Origin of the sequence: Streptomyces roseirectus (assembly GCF_014489635.1) — a bacterium.
GTDB lineage: Bacteria > Actinomycetota > Actinomycetes > Streptomycetales > Streptomycetaceae > Streptomyces > Streptomyces roseirectus.
In genome coordinates this window covers 1,053,492-1,070,247 of record NZ_CP060828.1, presented here as the reverse complement: position 1 = coordinate 1,070,247, position 16,756 = coordinate 1,053,492, and the positions used below count along the sequence as shown (strand labels likewise).

General features: G+C 73.1%; 7 protein-coding genes. 5 read left to right on the top strand and 2 right to left on the bottom strand.

Going from position 1 to position 16,756, the window contains the following annotated elements; all coding sequences use genetic code 11:
* Positions 1 to 7 precede the first annotated feature (7 nt).
* Together IAG44_RS04245 and IAG44_RS04240 are read left to right on the top strand one after the other, a co-directional pair.
* Positions 8 to 10,819, top strand: a complete 10,812-nt coding sequence (locus IAG44_RS04245; protein ID WP_187745785.1) for a non-ribosomal peptide synthetase — start codon at positions 8 to 10, stop codon at positions 10,817 to 10,819.
* Positions 10,806 to 12,506: an ABC transporter ATP-binding protein gene (locus IAG44_RS04240; RefSeq protein WP_187745784.1), complete on the top strand. Its 1,701-nt coding sequence runs from the start codon at positions 10,806 to 10,808 to the stop codon at positions 12,504 to 12,506. The genes IAG44_RS04245 and IAG44_RS04240 overlap by 14 nt, the downstream gene beginning before the upstream one ends.
* Before the next feature lie 24 nt (positions 12,507 to 12,530).
* Here IAG44_RS04240 and IAG44_RS04235 read toward each other — a convergent pair whose 3' ends face one another.
* Complete coding sequence (locus IAG44_RS04235) at positions 12,531 to 13,676, bottom strand: nuclear transport factor 2 family protein (RefSeq protein WP_187745783.1); 1,146 nt, start codon at positions 13,674 to 13,676, stop codon at positions 12,531 to 12,533.
* A gap of 83 nt (positions 13,677 to 13,759) precedes the next feature.
* On the opposite strand from IAG44_RS04235, the gene IAG44_RS04230 reads away from it, so the two are divergent.
* A complete protein-coding gene (locus IAG44_RS04230; protein ID WP_187745782.1) occupies positions 13,760 to 14,686 on the top strand; it encodes a LysR family transcriptional regulator in 927 nt (308 codons plus the stop codon).
* Positions 14,687 to 14,710: 24 nt separating this feature from the next.
* On the opposite strand, the gene IAG44_RS04225 is transcribed toward IAG44_RS04230, so the two are convergent.
* Positions 14,711 to 15,790: an alpha/beta hydrolase-fold protein gene (locus tag IAG44_RS04225; protein ID WP_187745781.1), complete on the bottom strand. Its 1,080-nt coding sequence runs from the start codon at positions 15,788 to 15,790 to the stop codon at positions 14,711 to 14,713.
* Positions 15,791 to 15,924: 134 nt separating this feature from the next.
* On the opposite strand from IAG44_RS04225, the gene IAG44_RS04220 reads away from it, so the two are divergent.
* Both IAG44_RS04220 and IAG44_RS04215 read left to right on the top strand, forming a co-directional pair.
* Complete coding sequence (locus tag IAG44_RS04220) at positions 15,925 to 16,125, top strand: MbtH family protein (protein ID WP_187745780.1); 201 nt, start codon at positions 15,925 to 15,927, stop codon at positions 16,123 to 16,125.
* Positions 16,126 to 16,273: 148 nt separating this feature from the next.
* Positions 16,274 to 16,753: a GNAT family N-acetyltransferase gene (locus IAG44_RS04215; RefSeq protein WP_187745779.1), complete on the top strand. Its 480-nt coding sequence runs from the start codon at positions 16,274 to 16,276 to the stop codon at positions 16,751 to 16,753.
* Positions 16,754 to 16,756 lie beyond the last annotated feature (3 nt).

The following is a 16,756-nucleotide window of genomic DNA, read 5'->3' as shown; positions in this document are numbered from 1 at the left end:
GTCTTCGATGCTGGAATCCACTCCTCGATTTGTACGGCTTTCTCCCGAGCGGCTGGCCGGTGTGCGGCGGCGGACCGGGGGTGACCACTCCGACCGGGCGATTCGTGAAGCGTGTGCGATCGGGCTGGAGTTCTGGGCGACCGGGGCCAGTCCCGAGGGCATCGAGCTGACGCCGGCGACCCTGTTCACGGACGTCCTCGCGTGGGCCGGCAATAGCGAGCGGGACGTGGACGGTGTCCCCGTCCCCGACGGTGTCGACCCCGCCGATGCCCAGCTCGCCCTGGACGACCTCGCCGACTTCCCCGACCGTCCGCTCGGCACCATCGCGCCCTCCAGTGTGGGCGCGCGGCTGAAGACCCTCGCGGAGTGGAACGACAACCGGGCCGACCGGGACCGCCCGACGATCGTCGAGCTGTTCCGGGAACAGGCGCGCACCCGGCCCGACGAGATCGCGATCGTCGACGAGCACCGCGCGCTGACGTACCGTCAAGCCGCCGAGCTGTCCAGTCAGTTGGCGCACCATCTGATCGAGCGTGGCCTGACGGACGAACAGGTCGTCGGCATCTCGCTGGGCCGCTCCGCCGAGATGGTGATCGGTCTGCTCGCGGTGCTCCAGGCGGGCGGCGCGTTCGTCCCCCTCGACCCGCAGTGGCCGGCGGCGCGCCGGGCGGTCGTCATCGAGGACGCGCGCGCTGTGCTCCAGCTCAACGCGACCGGCGAGCATGACGATGCTGAACCCTCCGCTGTGGCCGTCGACTTGGGGGCGTGGGCGTACAGCGCGTACCCGGTCGGCGGGACCGGGATCACGGCCCCCGGCAACGGCCTCGCGTACGTCATCTTCACCTCCGGCTCGACCGGCCGCCCCAAGGGCGCGATGATCCGGCACGAGGCGATCAGCGAACGCCTGCTGTGGCAGGTGAACGAGATCCTGCGCTTCGGCCACGACGACGCCTCCCTCTTCAAGGCGCCGCTGTCGTTCGACATCTCCATCAACGAGATCTTCCTGCCCCTGGTGAGCGGTGGACGCCTGGTCGTCCTGCGCCCCGGCGGCGAACGCGACCCGCACCACCTGCTGAGCGTCATCGCCGAACAGCGCGTCACCTTCACCTACTTGGTGTCGTCCATGCTCGACGTCCTGCTGGAGATGGCGGGCGACTCGGGGAAGCTGGACAGCCTGCGGCACGTGTGGTGCGGCGGCGAAGTCCTCACCCCGGAGCTGTACGAGCGGTTCCGCACCAAGCTCGACATCCCCATGTACCACGGCTACGGCCCCGCCGAGACGACCATCGGCGTCTCCCACGTCATCTACCGGGGCAAGGCCGGGCGCCTGACGACGTCCATCGGCAAGGCCAACCCGAACACGCAACTCTACGTCCTGGACAGCGAGTTGCGGCCGGTCCCGGTCGGCGTCGGCGGCGAACTCTACGTAGGCGGCTTCCTGCTCGGGCGCGGCTACGTCAACGCCCCCGGCCTGACCGCGTCCCGGTTCGTCGCCAACCCCTTCGCCTCGGACGGCTCCCGCCTGTACCGCACAGGGGACTTGGCCCGGTTCGCCCCCGACGGCTCGCTCGACTTCCTGGGCCGCGTCGACAACCAGATCAAGATCCGGGGCATGCGCCTGGAGATCGAGGACGTCGAGGTCGGCCTCGCCGAACACCCCGCCGTCCGCTACACGTGCGTCGTCGCGAAGAAGAACTCCGCCGGCGGCACCTACCTCGTCGGCTACGTCATCCCCGCCGCCGGACACGAGGACCTGCACGCCGACGACGTCAAGGCGTGGGCGAGCGCGCACATGGTCGAGTACATGGTGCCCGCGCACATCGTCGTCATGACGGCGTTCCCGCTCACCGCCAACGGCAAGCTCGACCGGAACGCCCTGCCCGAACCCGAGGTCCGCACCGGCACCATCGTGCCCCCGGCCACCGAGAACGAGCGGATCGTCTGCGCGGCCGTCGCGAAGGTGCTGCGCCTCGACGAGGTCGGCGTCAACCAGGACATCTTCCAGCTCGGCGGCGACAGCATCCTCGCCATCTCCCTGCTCGGCGCCCTGCGCGAACAGGGCCTGCACGTCACCGCCCGCCAGATCTTCACCCACAGCGTCATCGGCGCCCTCGCCGCCGTCGCGAGCCGCGAGGACGTCTCCGCGACGGACCACGCGGACGTCCCGACGGGCACCGTCACCGGCTCGCCCATCGTGCGCTGGCTCGGCGAGACGACGGACGCCGTCGACGGGTTCGTGCAGTCCGTCGTCCTCAACACGCCCGCCGACCTCACCGAGGACGCGCTCGACGCGGCGCTCACCGCGCTCGCCGAACGCCACGACATGCTGCGCGCCCGCCTGGTACGGGACGGCGGTTGGGGCTTCGACGTGCCTCAGCCGCGCCGCGCCTCGATCGGCTGGGAGACCAGCGACCGCCCGTTGGAGGAGTGCGTCGCCCTCGCCACCGCGGGACTCGACCCCGACGACGGCGTCATGCTGCGCGCGGTCTGGCGCCCCGAGGCACGCCACCTCGTCCTCGTCGCCCACCACGTGATCGTCGACGGCGTCTCCTGGCGCGTCCTGCGCGAGGACCTGGCCACCGCCTGGGAGCAGTACCGCACCGGCGTAAGCGTCGAACTCCCGCCCGTGGGAACCTCGTTCAGGCGCTGGACGCAGCTCCTGGAGCGCGCCGCGTTCGACGCCGACCGCGCTCACTACGAGCGCCCGCTGCCCGGCCCGGACCAACTCCTCGGCAGGCGCGCCCTGTCGGCGGACGACACCGTCGCCGGCGAACAGGTCCGCGTCCTGACCACCGACGCCGAGACCACCGCCGCGCTCCTCGGTGAACTGCCCGCGAAGTTCCACGCGGGCGTCAACGACGTCCTCCTCACCGCCCTCGCCGTCGCCCTCGCCCGGCTGCGCCGCGACCTCGGCCAGGACCAGACGTTCGCCCACATCGAGCTGGAGGGCCACGGCCGCGAGGCCCGCTTCGTCGCGGACTCGGCCGGCTTCGAGCCCGAACTCTCGCGCACGGTCGGCTGGTTCACCACCCTCTTCCCGGTGACCGTCGACCCCGGCACCGCCCCCGACCTCACCGACCCCGCCTATCTGACGGCCGCCCTCAAGGCCGTCAAGGAAGACCTCGCCCGCGTCCCGGCGGGCGGCCTCTCCTACGGCGTGCTGCGCCACCTGCACGGCGCCGGCTTCACCGCCCCCGCCCCGCAGGTCCTCTTCAACTACCTGGGCCGGTTCGACGCGGGCGCCGACGGCGACTGGGAACTCGCGGGCGCCACCGGCCAGTTGGGCGAGAAGCGCGACCCCGCGATGCGCCTGCCGCGCGCCCTGGAGTTCAACGCCATCGCCGAGCCCGCCCAGGGCAGCGGCGAGTTCCAGCTCGTCACCACCGTCTCCTGGCCCTCGGGCGTCTTCACCGACGACGACATCACCACCCTCGGCGCCTACTTCACCACCGCCCTCACCGGCCTCGCCGCCCTCGACACCGGCGGACACACCCCCAGCGACTTCGACCTCGTCCCCCTCACCCAGGCCGACGTCGACACCTTCGACGGCCCGCACCTGACGGACATCCTGCCGCTGACACCGCTCCAGGAGGGCCTGTACTTCCACTCCGTCTTCGACGACGACGCGTCCGGCGCCTACGTGGAACAGCAACTCCTCACCCTGGAGGGCGAGGTGGACGCCGAACGCCTCGCGGCGGCGGCCACCCGCCTCCTGGACCTGTACCCCAACCTCGCCGCCCGCTTCACCGCCCTCGCCGACGGCCGCGTCGTCGCCGTCCTGGAGTCCGGCGTCCAGGCGCCGTTCACCGTCCTGGACCGCCCCGGCATCACCGACACCGAACTCGGCGACCTCGCCGAACGCGACCGGCGGGCCGGATTCGACCTGGCCCAGGGCCCGTTGATGCGGTACACCCTGGTCCGCGCGGGCGCCGGCCGCACGGTGCTCGTCCAGACCGTCCACCACATCATCGCCGACGGCTGGTCCGTCCCGCCGATGCTGCGCGCCCTGCTCGCCGAGTACCACCAGCCCGGCAGCGTCTACCCGATCGGCGGCTTCGCCGACTACGTCCGCGCCCTCGCCGGACGCGACGCCGCCGAGAGCGACCGCGTCTGGCGCGCCGAACTCGACGGCTTCACCGGCCCCTCACTGGTCGCCGAGGGCCACACGCCCTCCGACGCGTTCGCCGAGGTGTCCGCGCCCGCCGACGTCGAGACACCGGGCGTGCCCCTCAGCGTCGCCGTGCACAGCGCCTGGGGCGTCACCCTCGGCAGCCTCCTGCACGCCACGGACGTCGTCTTCGGCTCCACGGTCTCCGGGCGCGACGCCGACGTCCCCGGCATCGAGGACATGGTCGGCCTGTTCATCAACACCATTCCCGTACGCGCCCGTTGGGACGCCGACACCACCGCCGGTGAACTGCTGGCGGCGGTCCGCGAGCACCAGAGCGCGGTCCTCGCGCACCAGCACGTCTCCCTGTCCAGGATCGGCGCGGGCGCCCTCTTCGACACGCTCGTCGTGTTCGACATAGCGACCGACACCGCCGCCCTGCGCCGCCCCGGCGACACCCTCGCCGTCACCGGGATCGTCAACGAGGGCGCCCCGCACTACCCGTTGACCCTGGTCGTCGAACGCGACCGCTTCAACCTCATCCACGACACAGAGGTGTTGGGGGAGCGCGACGCCCGCACTGTCCTGGACACCTTCACCCGCACCCTCACCGGCCTCCTCACCGACCCCGACGGGCCCGTCTCCGGCTCGTCCGAGGAGCCCCTGCCGAGCGTCGAACAGACCCCGCTCAGCGTCCGCTTCGACACCGCCGCCTGGCGCGACCCGCACGCCACCGCCGTCACCCAGATCGCCCTCGACGGCACCACCCGCTCCCTGTCCTACGGCGAACTCGCCGACGCCAAGACCGAGTTGGTGTGCGCCCTGCGCGCCGCCGGGGTCGGCGCGGGCAAGCGCGTCGCCGTCGCCGTGCCGCGCTCGGTCGAACAGGTCGTCGCGCTGGTCGCGGTCGTCAGCGCGGGCGGCGCGTACGTCCCGCTCGACCTCGCCTACCCGGACGAGCGCCTGGAGCACATCCTCACCGACTCCGCCCCGCAGGTCGTCCTCGTGGACGCCGAACACCGCGACCGGTTCACCGCGCTGCTGGCCCGCACCGGCGTCGACGCGCGCGTCCTCGTGCAGGGCGACGAACTCCCGCTGGACGTCGAGCCGTTCGAGGTCGGCTGGCACGACCCCGCGTACGTCATCTACACCTCGGGCTCGACCGGACGGCCCAAGGGCGTCGTCGTCCCGCACTCCTCCGTCGTGACCCTGCTCGCCCGTACGCAGCCCGCGATGGAGTTCGGGCCCGACGACGTGTGGGTCCAATTCCACTCCTACTCCTTCGACTTCGCGGTCTGGGAGCTGTGGGGCGCGCTGCTGCACGGCGCCGAACTGCTGATCCCCGAGTACGGGCTCACCCGCTCGCCGGTCGACTTCCACCGCATGATGCGCGAGCGCGGCGTGACGGTGCTGAACCAGACCCCGTCCGCCTTCTACCAGTTCGCCGAGGCCGACCGACTGTCCGGGGAGGCGCTGCCCGCCCTGCGCCGGATCGTCTTCGGGGGCGAGGCGCTGGACCCCGTCCGGCTGCGGGGCTGGGTCGAACGGCACGGCACGGACACACCCGAGCTGGTCAACATGTACGGGATCACCGAGACGACCGTCCACGTCACCCACCGGGTGCTGACGGACGAGGACTTCGCGAGCGAGGTCAGCCCGATCGGCGGGCCGATCCCGGGGCTGGTGACCTATCTGCTCGACGACCGGCTGAAGCCGGTGCCGCCGGGCCGGGTGGGGGCCATCTACGTCGCCGGGGACCAGGTGTCGCTCGGCTACCTCGGGCGGCCCGGTCTCACCGCCGGACGGTTCGTCGCCGACCCGTTCGCCGGGGACGGCTCGCGGATGTACCACACCGGGGACCTGGCGCGCCGCACGCTCGGCGGGGAGCTGGAGTTCGCCGGGCGGGCCGACGACCAGGTCCAACTCAAGGGGTTCCGGATCGAGTTGGGGGAGGTGGAGGCCGCCGTCCGGGAGGTCGACGGGGTGACCGACGCCGCCGTGACCGTCGCGGACAGCGGGGACCATCTCGTCGCGCACGTCGTGGGGCGCGTCCCCGGCGACCTGGGCGAACGGCTCGCGGCGAAGCTGCCGGCGCACATGGTGCCGGGGCGGGTCCTGGCCGTGGCCGCGCTGCCGCTGACGGTGAACGGGAAGCTGGACCGGAAGGCGCTGGTCGCGCGGGCGGCCGAGGAAGGGGCCGAGGAGGGGGGTGTCGCGGGGGGCGCTGGTGGTTCCGCGCCGGCCGTCGGGGGCGCTCTCGACGCCCTGGTCCGCATCTTCGCCGACACCCTCCCCGGCGCCTCCGTCGACGCCGACACCGACTTCTTCCGGGCGGGCGGTGACAGCATCGTCGCCATCACCGTCATCAACCGGGCGAGGGCGCTGGGGCTGGCCATCGCACCCCGTGACGTGTTCCTGCTGCGGACCCCGCGTGCACTGGCGGAACGCGTGAGCGTCCCCGCCGCCCCGCAGCAGGCGGCGCCCGCCGTGGCCGAGGACGGGCCCCTCGTCCCGACGCCGGTCATCCTCCGGCAGCGTCAACTCGGCGGCTCCCTCGCCCGGTTCGCGCAGGCCCGCGCGCTCACGGTCCCCCCGGGCGCCGGGTTCGCGGACGCCGAACGGGCGGCGAAGGCCGTCGTCGCCGCGCACCCCGCGCTGCGGCTGCGGCTCGGTACCGAGCACGGCGTGTGGACGCTCAGGACCGAGCCGGACGCCGAACTCGTCGTCGTGCGCTCCGAGTCGGGCGCCGCCGAGGCGGCGGACGACCTCGCCGGGCGGCTCGACCCCGAGGCCGGACGGGTCGCCGCGTTCGCCTGGCTGGCGGCCTCCCGCACCCTGGTGACCGTCGTGCACCACCTCGCCGTGGACGCCGTGTCGTGGCTGATCCTCCTGGAGGACCTGTCAACGGCCCTGAACGGCAAGGAACTCGCGCCCCCGACGACCCCGTACGCCGCGTACGCCGAAGCGCTCGCCGCGCAGGCACAGCAGGACACCGGGGCCCTCGGCCACTGGATCACCACGCTGGAGGCGCCCGAACTCCTCGCCGAACCCGGCGCGTCGCGCACCGAGACCGCCGTCCTCGCCCCGGACGTCACCGACCGCCTCACCCGGACCGCCCCCGCCGCCCTCGGCGTGGACCTCACCGAACTCCTCGTCGGCGCCCTGCGCGTCGCGCTCACGGCGGTGCAGGACCAACCGGGCGACCTGGCCGTGGAGTTGGAGCGGCACGGCAGGGTGCCCGTCCTCGAAGAGCACGACTACACGCGCACCGTCGGCTGGTTCACCTCGATCGCCCCGGTCCGCCTCACCGCGCACACCGACCCGGTCGCCGCCGCCCGCGAGGTCGCCGCACGACAGCCGGACGAGCGCGGTCACGTCGCCTACGGGCAGCTCAGGTACCTCAACCCGCAGACGGCCCCGCTGCTCACCGCCCGCCCGCAGATCCTGTTCAACTACCTGGGCCGGGGCAGCGAGGCGCAGGCGCTGCACCTCACCGGCGGCGAGCAGGGCAGCCCGTACGCGGTCGAGGTCAACGCCTGGCTCGACGGCGGGAGCCTGCACGCCGAGTTCACGCTCGCCGAGGGCGTCCCGGACGCGATCACCGGACACTGGCTGACGGCGCTGGAACACATCGCCGACGCCTCCGCCACCGCCGAGCGCACCGCGCCCGTCACCCCGCTCCAGCGCGGCCTGTTCTTCCAGGCCCAGTTGGTGGGGCAGGCCGGGCACTACGTCGCGCAGAGCTGGTTCACCTTCGAACGCCGCCTGCACGCCGGGAAGCTGGCCGACGCGATGGCCCAGGTCATCGCCCGCCACCCGGTCGTGGGCGCCGGCTTCACCACCGACGACGACGGCAACCCCGTCCAGGTCCTCAAGGCGGGCCGCCGCGTCGACGTCCGGACCGTCCACCTCGCCTCCGAGGCCGAGGTGGACGCCTTCCGCGCCGCCGACCGCGACGCCGGGTTCGACCCCGGGGAGCCGCCGCTGATCCGCCTGACGGTCGTCCAACTGCCTGACGGGCGTGACGGGTTGCTGCTCAGCTACCACCTGCTGCTGTGGGACGGCTGGTCGCGCGAGATCGTGCTGCGGGACCTGTTCGACGCCTACGCGGGCGAACTGACCGAGGCGCCCGCGCCCAGCTTCGAGGAGTACGCGCGGAATCTCGCCGCCCGCGACACGGCCGTCTCCGAGCGGTTCTGGGCCGAGCAGCTGGCCGAACTGCCGGGACCGACACTCCTCGCCGGTCCCGCGCCCGAGCTGACGGCGGAGCTGCCGCCAAGTCTCGTCCACAGCCTGTCCGTCGATCAGTCCGACCTCCTGCGCGAGGCCGCCAAGGCGCACGGCGTCACCCTCAACTCCGTCCTCACCGGCGCCTTCGGGCTGCTGCTCGGGGCGCACACCGGGCGCGGCGACGCCGTGTTCGGGGTGACCGTGTCCGGGCGCGAGGGCGAAGGGCTCGACGACGTCGTGGGCGTCCTCCTCAACACCGTCCCGATGTGGACGCGGGCCCGGCCCGCCGACTCCGTGCGGGAGTACCTGGAGGGCGTGCAGGCGGCGAGGGTCGCGGCCATGGACCACGAACACCTCGGGCTCGGCGAGATCCAGCGCGCCAGCGGCCACGACACCCTCTTCGACAGCCTGTTCGTCCTCCAGAACTTCCTCGACATGGACGCCTTCGCCGAGATGAACGCGCGCCACGGCATCGTCGAGGTGAAGGCCGACGACTCGACCCACTACCCGTACACGTGGGTGGTGACCCCGGGCGACCGCCTCACCGTCAAACTGGAGTACCGGCACGGGAGTTCGGCCGAGGCGCGGCGGCTGCTGGACGACTATCTCCGCGTCCTCGACGACCTGGCCCGCGCGACCGGACCCGTCGGCGCCCTGCCGGGGCTCGGCGCCGAGCCGGTGCCCGGCGAGAAGACCGACATCACCACGGACACGGTCGTCGACCGCTTTGACCAGGCCGCCGACCGCACCCCGGACCGGCTCGCCCTCGTCGCCGCCGGCAAGACCCTCACCTTCGCGGAACTCCGCGACCGCAGCCGCGTGTTGGCGGGCGTCCTCGCCGGGCGCGGGATCGGCCCGGAGACCAACGTCGGCCTCGCGATCCCGCGTTCGCTGGACTCGATCGTCGCCCTGTTCGCCGTCCTGCGGGCCGGCGCGGCCTACGTGCCGCTGGAGCTGGACCACCCGGACGAACGGATCGCGGCGATCGTCGAGGACGCGCGTCCCGACGTCATCCTGACCGTGTCGTCGGTGTCGCCCCGGCTGGCCGGGCTCACCGCCGAACTCGTCGAGCTGGACCGGCCGTTGCCGGACGCCGAACCGTTGGTGACGTTCGCGCCGGACGACCCGAACCGGCTGCGGCACCCGGCCTACACGATCTACACCTCGGGCTCGACCGGCAAGCCCAAGGGGGTGGTGACCGAGTACGCGGGTCTCACGAACATGCTCATCAACCACCAACGCCGCATCTTCGAACCGGTGTTGGCCGAGCACGGGCACCGGGTGTTCCGGATCGCGCACACCGTGTCCTTCGCGTTCGACATGTCGTGGGAGGAGCTGCTGTGGCTCGCCGACGGGCATGAGGTGCACATCTGCGACGAGGAGCTGCGCCGCGACGCGCCCCGACTCGTCGAGTACTGCCTGGAGTTCGGGATCGACGTCATCAACGTCACCCCGACCTACGCTGGGCAGCTCGTCGCCGAGGGCCTGTTGGACGACCCGGACCGGCGGCCCCCGCTGGTCCTGCTCGGCGGCGAGGCCGTGACGCCGACGCTGTGGCAGCGGCTCGCCGAGACCGACGGCACGGTCGGCTACAACCTGTACGGGCCGACCGAGTACACCATCAACACCCTCGGCGTCGGCACCTTCGAGTGCGCCGACCCGGTCGTGGGCGTCGCCATCGACAACACCGACGTGTACGTCCTCGACCCGTGGCTGCGGCCCCTCCCGGACGGCGTGCCGGGGGAGCTGTACGTCTCCGGTGTCGGCATCGCGCGCGGCTACCTCGGGCAGCCGGGCCAGACCGCGCACCGGTTCGTGGCCTGCCCGTTCGGGGCGCCCGGCGAACGCATGTACCGCACCGGGGACCTGGTGGTGCGCCGCCCCGACGGCAACCTCATGTACCTCGGCCGCACCGACCAGCAGGTCAAGATCCGGGGCCACCGCGTCGAACTCGGCGAGGTGGAGGCCGTGTTCGCCGCGCACCCCGCCGTCCGGTTCGCCGCCGCCGTCGCCCAGCCCGACCCGCAGGTCGACGGCGCCCACCGGCTCGCCGCGTATCTCGTCCTGGACGGCGCCGAGTTGGCCGACGTCGCCGCCGAAGTCGGCGCCGGGCTCCCGGACTTCCTGCGCCCCACGCACTACGCGCAGGTGGACGGCATCCCGCTGACCGTCAACGGGAAGGCTGACACGAAGGCGCTGCCCGAGGCCCGGCCGCTGGGCGCGCTGACCACGGCGGGGGAACGCGGACCCGAGACCGAGACCGAGACCCTGGTCTGCGAGTTCTTCGCCGAAGCACTGGACCTGGACGACGACGAGGTGAGCGCGGTGAGCGACTTCGTCTCCCTCGGGGGACACTCGATGCTGGCGGTGCGGCTGATCGGGCTGCTCCGCCGCGAGTTCGGACCCGTGATCACCATCCGCGACCTGTTCACCCTGCGCACCCCCGAAGCGATTGCCCACCACCTCGATGACAACTCCTGAGACCGTGAAGCCCCGACCCGGGGCCGACATCCTGCGCACCGCGCTGCGCCGCAACGTGGGCGCGATGGCCGCCGGCACCCTCCTCATGGGCCTCTACCAGGCCGGGGAGACCGCCTTCCCCATCGCGCTCGGCCTCATCGTGGAACACACGATGCAGGACCGGAGCCTCGGCCGACTCGCCCTGTCCATCGGGGCGTTGGCCGTCATCATCACGACCGTGTCGCTGTCGTGGCGGTTCGGCATGCGGATCCTGCAGAAGGCCAACACGACCGAGGCGCACCGCTGGCGCGTCGAGGTCGCAGGTCGCGGGCTCCAGCCCGTCGCCCGCGACGTCGACCTCAAGTCCGGTGAGATCCTCACCATCGCGACCGAGGACGCCGACCAGACCGCCGACATCATCGAGGTCGTCCCCCTCCTCATCAGCTCCCTCGTCTCCCTCCTCGTCGCCGCCGTCGCCCTCGGGCTCGCGGACCTGAGGCTCGGGCTGCTCGTCATCGCCGGGTCCGCCGCGATCCTCAGTGTGCTGAGCGTCATGTCCAAGCGGATCGGGTCCAGCACGCAGGAGCAGCAGGCGCGGGTCGCGCGGGCCGGGGCGAAGGTCGCCGACCTCATCACCGGCCTGCGTCCGCTGCACGGCTTCGGCGGCAACCACGCCGCGTTCGGCTCCTACCGCGAGGTCAGCGCCGAGGCCCGCCAGCAGGCGGTGACCGTCGCCCGCGTGAACGGCGTCTACGCCGGAACGGCCCTCGCCCTCAACGCCGTTCTCGCGGCGGCCGTCACCCTCACCGCCGGGTGGCTCGCCTTCGAGGGGCGCATCAGCATCGGTGAGCTGGTGATGGCCGTCGGGCTCGCGCAGTTCATCATGGAGCCGCTGAAACTGTTCTCCGAGATGCCGAAGTACGTGATGATCGCGCGGGCCTCCGCCGCCCGGATGTCCCTCGTCCTCGCCGCGCCGCCGCTGATGACAGCAGGCACCGAAACCCCCTCGCCGGGCGGCGACCTGGAGATCGACTGCGTCCGTTACGGCGCCCTGCGCGACCTCAAGTTCCAGGTCAAAGCAGGTGAGTTCGTCGCCGTCGCCCCCTACCAGCCCCGCGCCGCCGCCGACTTGGCCGCCCTCCTCGCCGTGCGCGTGCCGCCGTCCGCGTACGAGGGGGAGATCCGCGTGGACGGCTCCGCGCTCGACTCCCTCTCCGTCGTAGGGGTCCGCTCCCAGATTCTCGTGAACCCCTACGACGGCGAGATCTTCGCCGGCACGCTGCGCTCCAACATCGATCCCTCCGGGACGAGTTCGACCGTCGACGCGGCCGTGGAGGCGTCCCTCCTGACCGACGTCGTCGCCCTGCACCGCGAGGGCCTGGACTACCCCGTCCGCGACCGGGGCGCCAACCTCTCCGGCGGCCAGCGCCAACGCCTGTCCCTGGCCCGCGCGTTGGCCGCCGACACGGACGTCCTCGTCCTCCACGACCCGACGACCGCCGTGGACGCGGTGACCGAACAGCTGATCGCCCGCCGGGTCGCCGAACTCCGCCGGGGGCGCACGACGTTGGTCATCACCAGCAGCCCCGCGCTGCTGGACGCGGCCGACCGGGTACTGGTCCTGGACGACGGGGCCGTCACGGCGGAGGACACGCACCGCAACCTGCTGGCCACGGACGAGGAGTACTGCGCGGCCGTGGCACGGTGAGGGCCGGCTCAGGTGTGGGTCGGCTCAAGCATGGCGGTGGTACGCCTTGTTGGCGATGCGCCAGCCGTCGTCGGTGCGGACCAGTAGGAACAGGTCGGTGAACGTGTCCGGCCCGTGGACGAGCGTCATCGTGGCGGTCGCGACGGTGCCGTGGACGTCGAGGCTGTCGACGCGGCGGGTGCGGGCCGGCTCGTCCGGTGCCGGGTGGCCCGGGAAGAGGGCGCAGTAGTCGTCCAGGCGCCAGGAGACGAAGGTGCCGTCGCGGACGCCTTCGATGTGGGCGGTGGGCAGGAACGCGTCGCGGAAGTGGGCGGGGTCGCCGGTGGCGTGGCCCCGGACGTAGGCGCGGAGGGGTTCGAGGACGGCGGCGTCCGGGGCGGGGGCCGTGGCGGCGGAGGCGAAGTCGGCCTCGGGGGCGGTGCCGGACAGGCCGGCCGCGCTGCGCAGCGGGGTGCCCGACGCGTCTGCCAGCAGCGCCAGGTCCTTGGCCAGCGCGGCGACGGTGAACTCGGCCGTGGGAGGTTCGCCCACGAGGAAGGGGCGCTTGCGGGCCACGAGCCCGCCGAGCTGGCCGAGTTCGAGGACGTCCAGGGTCTGGGCGCGGGGCAGGGCGAGGGCGTCGGCCTGCCGCAGGGTGTCGCGCAGCGCGAGGACGGCCCCGGCGAGGCCGCTGTTGGCGATCAGCTTCAGCGCGGCGGCGGTGCCGGCGTCGTCCACGTGCCGGACGGTGCCCAGGGTCTCCAGGACGGGGCGGACCCGGTCCAGGGTGTGGCGGTCCGCCGCGGCGAGGATCTGCAGGGCGCCGGCGGTGGCGGCCGGCACCGAGCCGAGGAGGGGCGCGTGGACGTAGGACGGGCCGAGTTGCCGGGCGAACGCCGTCGCCTCGGCGGGGGAGACGGTGCTGGTGTTGAGCACGATCGTGTCCGGCCGCAGCGCGTCACGGACGCCGTCGAGGACCTGCCGGCAGGCCGGGCCGTCGAACAGCGCCAGCACGACGAGGTCCGCCCGCGCCACGGCCTCGGCCGGGTCGCCGGTCTTCCTGACGGTGCTCGGCGCGCGCCCTGAGCGCGTCCAGCCGACGACGTCCTGGCCTTGGGAGGTCAGCCGGGTCGCGAGGGCGCCGCCCATGCGGCCCAGACCGAGGACGGCGATCGTGTGCGGTGTGGTCATGCACGCCACAGTGGTGCACCCCGATGCTTGCGACAAGCGCAGATCTCGCATGCCGGCCCTGCGGGACGCGCATACTTGCTGCCATGGACCTGACCGTGTGGCGGACTTTCGTGACCGTGTGCCGGGCCGGATCGCTGTCCGCCGCGGCGGCCGAGCTGCATCACACACAGTCGGCGGTCTCCCGGCAGATCGCCGGTCTGGAACGGCAGTTCGGCGTGGCCCTGGTCGAGCGCCACGCGCGCGGGGTGCGGCCGACGCCGGCCGGCGAGGTGTTCCGGCGCCACGCGCTGGCCACGCTCGCCGAGGCCGACCGCGCGGTGCGCGCCGTGCGGGACGCGCGCGACGGGGCGTGGGACCGGCCCCTGGCCGTCGGAGCGACGCCGTCGCTCGCCGCGGGCCTCGTCCCCGAGGCCGTCCGGGGACTGCTGGGGCAGGCCGGGCCGGTCCGGTGGAGCCTGCTTCCCGGGCTGAGCGCGCAGTTGCACGGCCGCGTGCTCGCGGGCGATCTCGATGTCGCCGTCGTCACCGACGCGCCGCCGGGGCTGAACGTCGATCCTCGGGTGCGGCGCCGGTTCCTCGGGCTGGACGAGATGGTCGTCGTCCTGCCCGTCGGCCATCCCCGGGCGGGGCGGGGGCCGGTGCGGATGGCGGAACTGGCGGACGAGGTCTGGGTCGAGGACAACGAGGGTTCGGCGGCGCTGCTGAACCGGCATGCCGGGCGTGCCGGGGTCGTCGCCCGGATCGACCTCACGGCGGCCGATCTGCCGGGGAAGCTGGCGCTGGTCGCCACTGGGCATGCCATTGCTTTGATCCCGGGGGTGCTGACGCGGGCGCTGCGGGCTGACGTCACCACTGTCGCCCTCGTCGATCCTCCGACTCGGGGGATCTATGTGCTCACGCCGGAGCATGATCCTCACCCGTGCGTGGCGGCCCTCTTGGAGCAGCTTTCCGGCGCGTTCACCTCGCTTCGGGAGCCGCGAGACGACGGCCAGACCGAGGGGGAGGGGTGAGCGGGTGTGTTTCCCGTGCTCCCCTCACCTCAAGAGCCACCCCACATCCCGCACCAACGCCCCCCGCCACCCCGCCCGATCGTGCCCCGCGGCCGCCCGCGACACCCGGACCTCCGCCCCGGCCCCCAGCACCAGCTCCTCCACCACCTCGCAGTGCGGCAGCATCTCCGGCTCGTGCTCCCCGACGTCGAACGCGACGCGCAGCCCGCCCAGTTGAGCCCCGTCCCGCAGCCGGGAGGCCAGCGCGCCCCCGGGCACCCCGCCCAGCGGATCCGCCGCCTCGACGGCCTCCGGCGTCCACCAGAACGACCCCGACTGGCAGGCCACTCGGGACACCAATTCGGGGAACTCCAGGGCCGCGTACAGGGCGCTGAGGCCCCCGAGGCTCTGTCCCACGACGACGAGCCGAGAGGCGTCCGCGGGTACCCCCGACTCCGCGACGAGCGGCAGGAGTTCGTCCCGGACGGCCTCCCACAGCTCGGGGCGGCACGTGTACTCGGCCGCGCGGTCCTTGGCCGGCAGGAACGCGAGGGTGACCGGCGGGAGTTCGCCGGCGGCGACCGCGGAGTCGAACGCGGTCATGGCGGGGTGGAGGTACAGCCAGTCGTCGCCGTCGAGCAGCAGCACCAACGGCCCGCCCCCGCCCACGGGATGGAGCCGCACGGTGCGCCGCCCCCCGAGGCGTTCGCTGGCCCACCGCACCCGGGCGCGCGGCACCGGCAGCACCGCGTCCGCTCCGACGGCGGGCCAGTGCGGCTGCTGAGGCGCGTCCGGCGTCGCCGCGATCGACCGGTCGCCGCCCGCGCCCACGGGGTTGAAGGGGTCGGCGTACGCGTCGTCGCCGGCGACGAACTGGTAGGTCACGCGCAGCCGTTCGGGCATGGGGACCTCGGCGTACCAGCAGTCCGTGTCGCCCCACCGGGTCAGCGGGACCGGCTCGTGCCAGCTCTCGAACTCGATCCGCGCCGCGCCGCCGCGCCACAGGAAGAGGGTGCGCCAACCCCCGTTCAGGGGAACGGAGTTCGGACCCTGGGCGGACGCCCAGAACGCGTCGCTCCCGACCTCGCCGTACAGCCCGTACTCGGTGAAGGCGTTGTCGGCCACGGCAGATGTCTCCTTGCGAGCGGGGAGTTGAGAGCGGGGAGTGGGGAGTTGTGGGCGGGAAAGCGACGGACTAGGCTCAGCTCGATTAGGCGAGCCTAACCTAATGTCGACGTCCGTTTCCAGGAGGCCGGAACATGAGCACGAACCCGTTCGACGACGCCGAAGGCCGTTTCCTGGTCCTGGTGAACGACGAGGGCCAGCACTCCCTGTGGCCGTCGTTCGCGGAGGTCCCCGGCGGCTGGACGGTGGCGTTCGGCGAGGACACCCGCGACGCCTGCCTGGCCTACGTCGAGGCCAACTGGACGGACCTGCGCCCGCGTTCACTGGCCGGCTGAGGCGGGTCGGCGCGGGCCGGGCCGGGTTCGCGTGAGACGCGTTTGGCTGTTGTCTTAGGTAAGGCTAACCTTGCTCCGCTCGTCGAGCCGGGCCGGCGCACAGCCGCCCCCCTCGCGCGACGCGACCGAGGAAGGACTCGCCCTGACCATGGCCACCCCCCACCCGGCCCCCCTCTCCACCCCCTCGCCGGTATCCGTCGTCCGCCCCGCCCGCCGGGCCGACGCGCCCCGACTCGCCGCGCTCTCCCGCCCGTTCGCCCTCTCGGGCGCCCTGCGTGAACGCCCGGCCGACGTGTACGCCACCCAGGCCGCCGAGTTCCTGGTCGTCGAGTCCCTGGCGGGCGAACTCGACGGCTGCGTGGGCCTGAAGGCGCACGGCGAGGCGGGCGTCCTCTACAACTTCTGCGTGGCGCGGGCCCGTCAGGGCGCCGGGATCGGCGGACGCCTCATGCGCGCCGCCCTCGACCGGGCCCAACTCCTCTCCCTGACCGCCCTGTTCACCGCGACGGCGGGCACTGGTGCCCTGTTCCTGCGGCACGGTTTCACCCCGCTGCCCGCGCACGCCCGCACCCCGCCCGGCTGGCGGCCGAGGCAGGGTTCACGTGTCCTGGTGCACCACCTGGGCTGACCC